10 protein-coding genes are annotated in these 9,410 nt (G+C 69.7%); 7 read left to right on the forward strand and 3 right to left on the reverse strand.

Translation table 11 applies throughout. The features are described 5' to 3' along the window. Both ACFWF2_RS32705 and ACFWF2_RS32710 read right to left on the reverse strand, forming a co-directional pair. Nucleotides 1-876 (reverse strand): enoyl-CoA hydratase/isomerase family protein (locus ACFWF2_RS32705; protein WP_379311348.1); only part of this gene is annotated, 876 nt, incomplete at its 3' end. A 43-nt stretch (nucleotides 877-919) separates the two neighbouring features. Next, nucleotides 920-1,612 (reverse strand): hypothetical protein, encoded by a 693-nt coding sequence (locus ACFWF2_RS32710; RefSeq protein ID WP_379311349.1) that lies wholly within the window; start codon nucleotides 1,610-1,612, stop codon nucleotides 920-922. Between the two features lie 111 nt (nucleotides 1,613-1,723). On the opposite strand from ACFWF2_RS32710, the gene ACFWF2_RS32715 reads away from it, so the two are divergent. Genes ACFWF2_RS32715 through ACFWF2_RS32740 form a run of 6 tightly spaced genes read left to right on the forward strand, consistent with a single transcriptional unit; the run spans nucleotide 1,724 to nucleotide 7,539 of the window. Further along, a complete protein-coding gene (locus ACFWF2_RS32715; protein ID WP_357347510.1) occupies nucleotides 1,724-2,527 on the forward strand; it encodes an enoyl-CoA hydratase-related protein in 804 nt (267 codons plus the stop codon). Beyond that, nucleotides 2,524-3,321 carry an enoyl-CoA hydratase/isomerase family protein gene (locus tag ACFWF2_RS32720; RefSeq protein WP_379311350.1) on the forward strand — a complete coding sequence of 266 codons (798 nt, stop codon included), beginning with the start codon at nucleotides 2,524-2,526 and terminating at the stop codon, nucleotides 3,319-3,321. The genes ACFWF2_RS32715 and ACFWF2_RS32720 overlap by 4 nt, the downstream gene beginning before the upstream one ends. Further along, nucleotides 3,321-4,793 carry a class I adenylate-forming enzyme family protein gene (locus ACFWF2_RS32725; protein ID WP_379311351.1) on the forward strand — a complete coding sequence of 491 codons (1,473 nt, stop codon included), beginning with the start codon at nucleotides 3,321-3,323 and terminating at the stop codon, nucleotides 4,791-4,793. Before ACFWF2_RS32720 ends, ACFWF2_RS32725 begins: the two co-directional genes overlap by 1 nt. Nucleotides 4,794-4,801: 8 nt before the next feature. Beyond that, complete coding sequence (locus tag ACFWF2_RS32730) at nucleotides 4,802-5,221, forward strand: PaaI family thioesterase (protein WP_379311352.1); 420 nt, start codon at nucleotides 4,802-4,804, stop codon at nucleotides 5,219-5,221. 3 nt (nucleotides 5,222-5,224) lie between these two features. Beyond that, nucleotides 5,225-6,748 carry a nitric oxide reductase activation protein NorD gene (locus ACFWF2_RS32735; RefSeq protein WP_379311353.1) on the forward strand — a complete coding sequence of 508 codons (1,524 nt, stop codon included), beginning with the start codon at nucleotides 5,225-5,227 and terminating at the stop codon, nucleotides 6,746-6,748. Then, complete coding sequence (locus ACFWF2_RS32740) at nucleotides 6,745-7,539, forward strand: AAA family ATPase (RefSeq protein WP_379311354.1); 795 nt, start codon at nucleotides 6,745-6,747, stop codon at nucleotides 7,537-7,539. Before ACFWF2_RS32735 ends, ACFWF2_RS32740 begins: the two co-directional genes overlap by 4 nt. Before the next feature lie 20 nt (nucleotides 7,540-7,559). Here ACFWF2_RS32740 and ACFWF2_RS32745 read toward each other — a convergent pair whose 3' ends face one another. Next, nucleotides 7,560-8,069, reverse strand: coding sequence for a DoxX family protein (locus ACFWF2_RS32745; RefSeq protein ID WP_379311355.1), 510 nt, complete (start codon nucleotides 8,067-8,069; stop codon nucleotides 7,560-7,562). Between the two features lie 105 nt (nucleotides 8,070-8,174). Here ACFWF2_RS32745 and ACFWF2_RS32750 point away from each other — a divergent pair, with 105 nt between their 5' ends. Beyond that, on the forward strand, nucleotides 8,175-9,356 hold the full coding sequence (locus ACFWF2_RS32750; protein WP_379311356.1) for an acyl-CoA dehydrogenase family protein: 1,182 nt from the start codon (nucleotides 8,175-8,177) through the stop codon (nucleotides 9,354-9,356). Nucleotides 9,357-9,410: the final 54 nt, after the last annotated feature.

Below are 9,410 nucleotides of genomic sequence, written 5' to 3' on the forward strand. Positions count from 1 at the left end.
GTGGAAGTGCGCGTCGCGCAAGCGGAATGCTTCCTTCGTGCCGTGCTCGGCGCGGGTCTTGACGAAGTTGAACTCGCCAGGGGCGAACTGCAGGTTGGTACCGAAGGCGTGGAAGAAGTAGCTGGCGACCTCTTCCCCCTGATACGCCTGGCTCTGCTCGACCATCCGGAACGCCTCCTTGGCGATGACGACGCCGTCGGCGGGCATCTTCGCGGCTTTCTCCGCCCAGTAGCGCGCTCGCGCGGTCACCGCGGCGGGATCACAGGTCTCGGTGAACACCCCGAGATGCTCCACACTCGCCGCCTCGACGATGTCCCCGGTCAACAGCAGTCGGCGGGCCAGCACCGGGCCCAGCCGATGAAAGAACATGTGCAGGCTGCCCAGCGCCGGGCCGAGGAACCGGGCCGCGGGCATGCCGATCCGGGTGTCGCGGGCGATCACCGAGATGTCGGTCATCAGGGCCATCTCGAACCCGCCGCCGAGCGCGTACCCGCTGATCTCGCCGACGGTGACCTTCGGAAAGCCAAGGAACTCGTGGTAGAAGCCGAAGGACTTGCGGTCCACGGTCAGCCGCCTGCGCTGACTGGGCCTGCGCGGTGCCGTGCGCTCACCGTTCGTGGCGGCGCGCTCGCCGTACCAGCCGTAGGCGTTGTTCATATCGGCGCCGGTGCTGAACACCTGCTCCGCGCCGCGCAGCAGCACCACGGTGATGTCGTCGTCGTCGGCCACCCGGTCCAGGCAGCGGGCGATGTCGTCACGCATCGCGGCGTCGTAGGAGTTGCGCTGGGCCGGGTTGTTCAGGGTGATGGTGGCGATCCGGCGGTCCGGATCGAGCTCGTAGAGCACACGGCCGTCGGTGGCAGGGGACACGGTCATCGGCTATCTCTTCCTGGGTTTTTGGGGTAATCGGCAGCGGCCGTCAGGGACGGCTGGTTCGGGGCCCGAATCGCGCCGTGGGCAAGCCGTCGATGGGCACGGCGACGGTGCGCACGACCGCCGAGCACAGCAGCTGCCCGTCGCGCAGGATGCGGGCGGTCGATTCGATCTCGCGGTCGCTCAGCACACGCACGATGTCGAAGTCGAGTTCGGTGAGGATCGGGGTCGGCCTGCGATAGGTGACCTCCATCGATCGCGTCTTGCCCGCCACCCCGGACGCACAGCTGTGATGCTGGACCACGGCGTCGAAGAAGACACCGAGGAAACCACCGTGCACGAGGCCGGGCGGCCCCTCGTGGACGAGAGGAAAGGTGATGCGGCCCCGCGCTGTCGCGGTGTCGAGGTGGTCGAAGACGTACTCGGGGAAGCAGGGATTGAACGCGCCGATGTCGAAGGCGTGGTTCAGGTACACCCGACGGTCCGTGGGGTCGCCGGCGAATCGCGGCGCCGGATCGGGCGGCACCGCGGCGGCGAGTTCGCGTTCCCATCCCGACAACTCGGACAGCATCGCGTCGACGGCCGGGTGCGGATGCTCGAGCGCGAGCAGCAGGCCGACGACGCGGCGCACGGCCGCGGCGGCGGCGGCGGTCTGGGCGAGAGGTTCCGCACCGAAGCGGCCCGTCGGCGCGCTGTCGGTGCGCGCCGTGTCCGGTGGCACGGCGGCGGGCTCGGCCATCGCAGCTCTTTTCTTCTCGGGGCATCGCGGCCACTCTGGCGGAGGGCTGACGGTATTGTCTACTGTACATGCAACAGTATATTTCACTACCCCCGTCTCCAGGAGGCAAGCATGCCGTTCGACACCATCGGCTACGAGGTCGACGGGCACACGGCCACCATCACGCTCGACCGCCCACACGCCCTCAACGCGCTGAGCCCGCACATGATCACCGAGCTCCGGGACGCCTACGACGAGGCCGAGCACGACGACAAGGTGTGGCTGCTGATCGTCACCGGGACCGGCCGCGCGTTCTGCACGGGCGCCGATGTCACCGAGATCCCGGGCGACGGCAAGGTGGTCAGCGAGCGGCCCTACCTGTCGACCTACGAGCAGTGGGAGGCGCCGCAGGAGGGCACGCCGCCGTTTCGCACCATGACCAAGCCGATCATCGTCGCGGTCAACGGATTGTGCTGCGGGGCTGGGCTGGACTGGGTGACCACCGGCGACATCGTCATCGCCTCGGATCGGGCGACCTTCTTCGATCCGCACGTCAGTATCGGGCTGGTCGCCGGGCGCGAGGTGGTCCGCCTGGCCAGGGTGCTGCCCCGGACCGTCGCGCTGCGGATGGCGCTGATGGGCAAACACGAACGGATGAGCGCCCAGCGGGCCTACGAACTCGGCATGATCACCGAGGTGGTCGAGCACGACCGTCTCCTCGAACGCGCGCGCGAGATCGCCGAGATCGTCAATTCCAATGCGCCCCTTGCCGTTCGCGGTACGAGACTGGCCATCCTCAAGGGCCTGGACGTGCCGCTGCACGAGGCCGAGATGCTCGCCGAATCCTTCCGGGAGCGGGTCACCCGCACCGAGGACGCTCTCGAGGGGCCGCAGGCCTTCGTCGAGAAGCGCGACCCGATCTGGCAGTGCCGATGAGCACCCCCTATTCCACCGTGCTGTTCGAGGTCGACGAGCGCGACCGGGTCGCGACGGTGACGCTCAACCGCCCGGACCGGCTCAACGCCTTCGACCGCACCATGTGCGAGGAGATGCGCGAGGTCTGGCGGCGGATTCGCCTGGACGACTCGGTGAACGCCGTCGTCCTGCGCGCGGCAGGCACGCGCGCCTTTTCCGCGGGCCTCGACATCAAGGTGCCCTACGGCCAGCCGGAGGGGATCTGGCACCACGAGGATCCCGGCGAGGCGCTGAGCCCGAAATGGCAGAAGATGTGGAAGCCGGTGGTGTGCGCCGTGCAGGGGATGTGCACGGCGGGCGCGTTCTACTTCGTCAACGAAGCCGATGTGGTGATCTGTTCGGAGGAAGCCACCTTCTTCGACTCCCATGTCTCGGCGGGGCTGGTCTGCGCGCTGGAACCGATCGGGCTCATGCGCCGCGTCGGTCTCGGCGAGACCCTGCGCATCGCGCTGATGGGAAATGACGAGCGGGTCTGCGCCGGCACCGCGCTGCGGATCGGTCTGGTTTCGGAAATCGTTGCCCGCGAACAGCTCTGGGAGCGCGCACATGCCATCGCCGCCGGAATCGCGGCCAAACCGCCGACCGCTACCCAAGGCACGGTGCGCGCGATCTGGGAATCCCTGGACAAGCCCTACCGGGCCGCGATGGAGCACGGTCTCGTCTACACCCGCCTCGGCAATCCGATCGCCACGGCGGAACTGGCGGCCGCCCGCGACAGCGGGCCCGCCACCCCGATCGAACCGAGGATCCGCTGATGACCCAGCCGCCCGACCACCCGCTGAGCACCCGGATCCGGCAGATCCTCGACCTCGCACCCGACGCCAGGGCGATCGAGTTCGACGAAACCTGGTTCACCTGGGGCGAACTCGCCACCGCGACACACTGCACCGCCGACCACGTACCGCGGGCACAGCCGGTGGGCATCCTGCTGCGCAACCGCCCCGAACACGTGGCCGCGTTCCTCGGTGTCCTGCTCGCGGGAGGCACGGTGGTCGTGATCAACCCCGCCCGCGGTGACGACCGAATCCGCGACGACATCACCGCCTTGGATCTGCCGCTGGTGATCGGCAACACCGACGATCTCACCGCCCTGGTCGACCCCGGCGCCACGACGCTGGCCGTGGACGGCTTGGACGGACAGCCGGGGCGAGTGCGGACGAAATCCGTTGCGTCGGCGACTAACTCGGTGACCGCGGTCCGCATGCTGACCAGCGGCACGACCGGCCCACCCAAGCGCGTCGACCTGACCTACGACATGTTGTGGCGCAGCGTGCTGGGGGCCGACCCCGATCGCCATCCGGTACCCACCGCGCCGCGCACCGGTGTCGCGATCGTCAATGCCCCGCTGGTGCACATCGGCGGCGTGTTCCGGATCCTGCAATGCGTGCTCACCGCACGGCCGTTCGTCTTCCTGCCGCGTTTCGAGCTGGACCGCTGGGCCGCCGTCGTGCGCGAACACCGGCCCGGCGCGGTGTCGCTGGTGCCCGCCGCGTTGCGCATGGTGCTGCACTCCGATCTCACCGCCGATGATCTCGCCGGTGTCCGGGCAGTCACCTCCGGCACCGCTCCCCTGTCGGCCGCCGACGCCGACGCCTTCCAGGAGAAGTTCGGCATCCCGGTCCTGACCTCGTATGCCGCCACCGAATTCGGCGGCGGGGTCGCGGGATGGACGCTGGCCGACCATCGGCAGTTCTGGCAGGCCAAACGCGGCAGCGTCGGACGGGCCAGCGGTGGCGCCCTCCTGCGGGTGGTCGCCGACGACGGCACCGAACTCGGCACGGACCGCCAGGGACTGCTCGAGGTGATACCCGGTCAGCTGGGGGCCGGGACGGACTGGATCCGCACCACCGACCTCGCCCGCATCGACGCCGACGGCTTCCTGTGGATCCTGGGACGTGCCGATCAGGCCATCATCCGCGGCGGATTCAAGATCATGCCCGACGAGGTGCGCGCGGCCATCGAGGCGCATCCGGCGGTGCGCGGCGCGGCCGTCGTCGCCCGGCCCGATCACCGCCTCGGCGAGACCCCGGTCGCGATGGTCGAATTGCGCCCCGATCGCCGGACCGAGATCACCGACCTGCTCGACCATCTGCGAACCCGGTTGGCCCGCTACGAGATTCCCACCGATATCGCGCTCGTCGACGCCATCCCCCGTACCCCGTCGGGCAAGCCGGATCTGTCCGCGGTCCGCGCGCATTTCGCCGGCACCGGCACCCGACAGGAGTGAACGCCATGATGACAACCCTTCGACACATCAGCGGGCTGCTCGACCACATCGGCTTCCGCAAGAGCACCGACAGCCAGGGCACACCGAACTGGGAACTGCCCGTCGCGCCCCATGTGGTCAACACCTCCGGGGGCCTGCAGGGCGGCCTGATCGCCACCCTGGTCGACATCGCCGCGGGCACGGTCGCGCTCGAGCACCGGCCACCGAACGCCGGCGTGGTCACCTCGGACCTGAACGTGCGCTACTTCCGTCCGGTCACCGACGGCGCGGCGCGCACACAGTGCACGGTCGTGCACGCGGGTAAGCGCTCGATCGTCGTGCAGGTCGAGGTGTACGGCGGGCCCGACGACAGCCTCGCGGCACTGGCCACCGTCAACTTCGCGACCGTCGATTTCGCCACCGATCGCACCGCCGTCGCGAGCGACTGACCGATGGATACCGCACGGGCATCCGCGATCGAACGCAGCTGCGCGGTGACCGCGGTGGCCTTCTCCGAACGCCGGCGCACCGACGCGCGTCTGATGACCGGCGAACACCGGGGATTCGGTCTGAGCACGGGACGTCGCATCGTGCACGTCCCGTACCCGCCGATCGACGCCGACTGGACTCGCACGACCCTGACCTGTGGTGTCGCACTGCAGTGTTCGCCGTCCAAGGACCGCATCGCCGAGTACGCGCTGCACGAGCTGTCACCGCGGCAGCGGGCGGCGCTGTCATTGATCGAAGGTGGTGTGGCCGCCGCCTGGGTCGGTGCCCGCTTGCCTGGCCTGCTCCCCGAATTGCGCAGGGCGCTGACCGATCTCGAGCTCCACGAGGACGATCTCGACGGTGGCCGGATGCTCGATCGGGCTCTCGCACTGGCCAGGACCAGGCGGGTCCTCGCGACGTACCCGTTGCTCGGCGCGCTGCCGTCGGGTGCGGCCGGACGCGGCGCCCTGGCCTCGGCCGTGCGCCGGGTGTACGCCCGGATGCCGTGGACGTCGGCGCGCAGCGACTCCTACCGCCCGCCGACGGTCCCGGTCGGCGGGGACGGCGGTGCGCGCAACGCGAACCTGCCGCCGCCGAGCCGACCGGAGGACGACGACGTCGAGGTCAGGGCCGACCAGCGCGCCGGTATCCCCTACCCGGAGTGGAACCGCTGGACCGGTGCCTTCCTGCCCGACCATGTCGCCGTGCTGGAACGCAAGCTGCCCACCCGCAACTCCCCGATCACCGCCGTCTCCGGTGATGTGCGGCGCTGGTTCGAACACCACACCCACCGCGCGATGCGTTCCGGGCTCGAGGACGGATCCGATATCGACATCGACCGCTACGTCGCCTATGTCGTCGACGCGGGCACCGGCCGGGCGCCGCAGCCGCGAGTGTTCCGGGAGCTGGCGCCCATGTCTCGCGATGTCAGCACCGCCCTGCTGCTGGACGGCAGCTCCTCGCTCGGAGTGCACGGCGGGCAGGTCTTCCGGCTCGAACTCGACTGCGCGGACGCCCTGTCGCGGGCGATGACCATGGCCAGGGAACGGCACGGCATCTTCGTGTTCACCGGCAACACCCGGCACCGGGTGCAGGTGGACTGTCTCAAAGATTTCCAGGACCCACATTTCGTCGACCCGGGCAGCCTCGGGTTGGTCACCGGCGGCTACACCCGGCTCGGTGCTCCCCTGCGCCACCTGACCGCCCGGCTGGTCGATCAGCCGTCCCAGCGCAGACTGCTGATCGTCATCGGCGACGGACTGATGTCGGACGAAGGCTACGAAGGCCGCTACGCCTGGGCCGATGTCGCCCATGCCGTGGAGGAAGCCGAGGACGCCGGGGTCAGGGTCTTCTACCTCGGGGTCGGCCCGACCCGGGTCGACCCGCTGCCGGAGGTGTTCGGGCCAAGGCGATCCCGCCGCATCGGGCGGGTCGACGAATTGCCCAGAGCACTCGCCCAGATCCATCGAGAGTTGGTAGCCGAATGAACACAGATCCGTACTTCGCCGCCGGTATCGAGGTGCCCCTGTTCGAGGGTGCGCATCGCCAGCGGCTGCCGGTGATGCTCACCGGGCCCACCGGGTGCGGCAAGACCCGTTTCGTCGAACACATGGGCAGGCTGCTCGGCAGGTCGGTCGTGACGATCAGCTGCCACGACGACCTGACCAGTTCGGACCTGGTCGGCCGGTTCATGGTCACCGGCGGTGACGTCCGCTGGACCGACGGTCCGCTCACCCGGGCCGTGAAGTCCGGGGCGATCTGCTACCTGGACGAGGTGGTCGAGGCCCGGCACGATTCCCTCGCCGTCCTGCACGCGCTCACCGACCACCGCCGCACGCTGTTCCTGGATCGCGCGGACGAAGTCGTGGCAGCACCCGATCCGTTCATGCTCGTCTGCTCCTACAACCCCGCCTACCGCAGTTCGCTCAAGGAACTCAAACCCTCGTTCCGGCAACGGTTCGTCACCGTCGCCATGGACTACCTGCCGCCGGAGCGCGAGGCCGAGCTGCTGGTGGCCGAGACCGCGGTGGATCCGGCGGTGGCCCGGCGACTCGTCGGCTGCGCGGTCGCCATCCGCAAGGCCGACGGCGCCTTCCATTTCGAACCGCCATCGACCCGGGTCCTCGTGGCGGCGGCGCGGCTCGTCGCGGCCGGGGTCGGCGAGCTCGACGCCGTACACGCCTGCGTGCTGGCGCCGCTGAGCAGTGACGGCGCGATCCACGACGGCCTGCGCGAGATCGCGGCGGCGACTCTGGCGGAGGTGCGCGTGGCCACCTGAGCACGCCGGTATCCGGCGCGTCAGGACGGTGTCGGCGCGGGCGGCCGGTAGAACAGCGCGAGCTGGCCCGTTCCCGCCGCCAGGCCCAGCCCGGCGGCGATGCCGAAACCCACCCAGCCGTCGACGTTTTCGCTGCCGAGCAGGAGACCGTCGACACTCAGCCGGCCCGGGCCGATCGTCGCTACGCCGATCGCGGCCAGCGCGAGCACCAAGTTGTACTCCCAGCCGTTGCCGACGATGAAGAAGCCGTGCGCGCGATGCACCGTCCACGCGGCCACCAGCATCAGGGCGACGAACCCGGCCGCCGCGAACGGCGTCGCGATGCCCAGTGCCAGCGCGAGTCCCGCACCGATCTCGGCACCCGCGGCCAGGCGCGCGTGCACCGCGCCAGGGCGCATCCCGATGCTGTCGAACCAGCGGGCCGTGCCCGGGATCCGCCCGCCCGTGAAGATCTTGCCGTAGCCGTGCGCGGCCATGGTCAGCCCGAGGCACACCCGCAGGATGAGCACCCCCGCGTCGATCGCTGTCATCGTCGTTCCCTCTTCTCTATTCCGGTTACCGATAGTATTACAGTAAATGCGAACACAACGTATCGACCAGCCACGGCGACTGCCGTGCCCGAGGAAGGCTTCGCCATGACCAGCACGACCACCGACCAGGTCACCGACGAGGATTTCCACCAGATCCTCGCCCAGACAAAAGATTTCGTCCGCACCGTCGTGGTCCCGCGAGAGTCCGAGATCGCCGCGCAGGACCGGATCCCGGACGAGATCGTGGCGCAGGCCAAGGCGATGGGCCTCTACGGATACGCCATCCCGCAGCAGTGGGGCGGGCTCGGCCTGCATCTGGCCCAGGACGTCGAGCTGGCCATGGAACTCGGCTACACCACCCTGGCCCTGCGGTCGCTGTTCGGCACCAGCAACGGCATCGCCGGGCAGGTCCTGGTGGGGTTCGGCACCGAGGAGCAGAAGGCCCGCTGGCTCGAGCCCATCGCCACCGGCGCCGTGGTCGCTTCGTTCGCGCTGACCGAATCCGGCGCCGGATCCGATCCCGCGTCGCTGCGCACCACCGCGACCGCCACGGGCGCGGACTGGATCATCAACGGCGAGAAGCGATTCATCACCAACGCGCCGGTGGCCGATCTGTTCGTCGTCTTCGCCCGCACCCGACAGGCCGACAGCTCGGGGCCCGGGATCTCGGTGTTCCTGGTGCCCGCGAGCACGCCGGGCGTCACGGTCGGGCCCAAGGACCGCAAGATGGGTCAGGAGGGCGCGTGGACCGCAGAGGTGAGTTTCCAGGACGTGCGGGTCGGCGCGGACGCCCTCGTCGGCGGCCAGGAGGACGTCGGCTATCGGGCCGCCATGAGTTCCCTGGCGCGCGGCCGCGTCCACATCGCGGCCCTGGCCGTCGGGACCGCGCAGCGCGCGCTCGACGAATCGGTCGCCTACGCCGCAACGGCCACCCAGGGCGGCACCCCGATCGGGCGCTTCCAGCTGGTGCAGGCGCACCTGGCCGACATGCAGACCGGCGTCATGGCCGGGCGGGCCCTGGTGCGCGCGGCCGCGCAGTCCTGGGTCACCGGCGAGGACCGCCGCCTCGCGCCATCGGTGGCCAAGCTCTACTGCACCGAAATGGCCGGTCGCGTAGCCGATTCCGCGGTGCAGGTGCACGGTGGCACCGGATACATGCGGGGTGTGGCGGTGGAACGGATCTACCGGGACGTACGCCTGCTGCGGCTCTACGAGGGCACCAGTGAGATCCAGCGGCTCATCATCGGCGGTGCGCTGGTGCGTGCCGCCGAACCCACCGGCAGGTGACACCGACCCGGGTGGTGCGGATCGTCCTCGATCCGCACCCTGTCTCTTATACAC

Source organism: Nocardia sp. NPDC060259 (genome assembly GCF_042728775.1).
In the GTDB taxonomy this organism is placed as follows: domain Bacteria; phylum Actinomycetota; class Actinomycetes; order Mycobacteriales; family Mycobacteriaceae; genus Nocardia.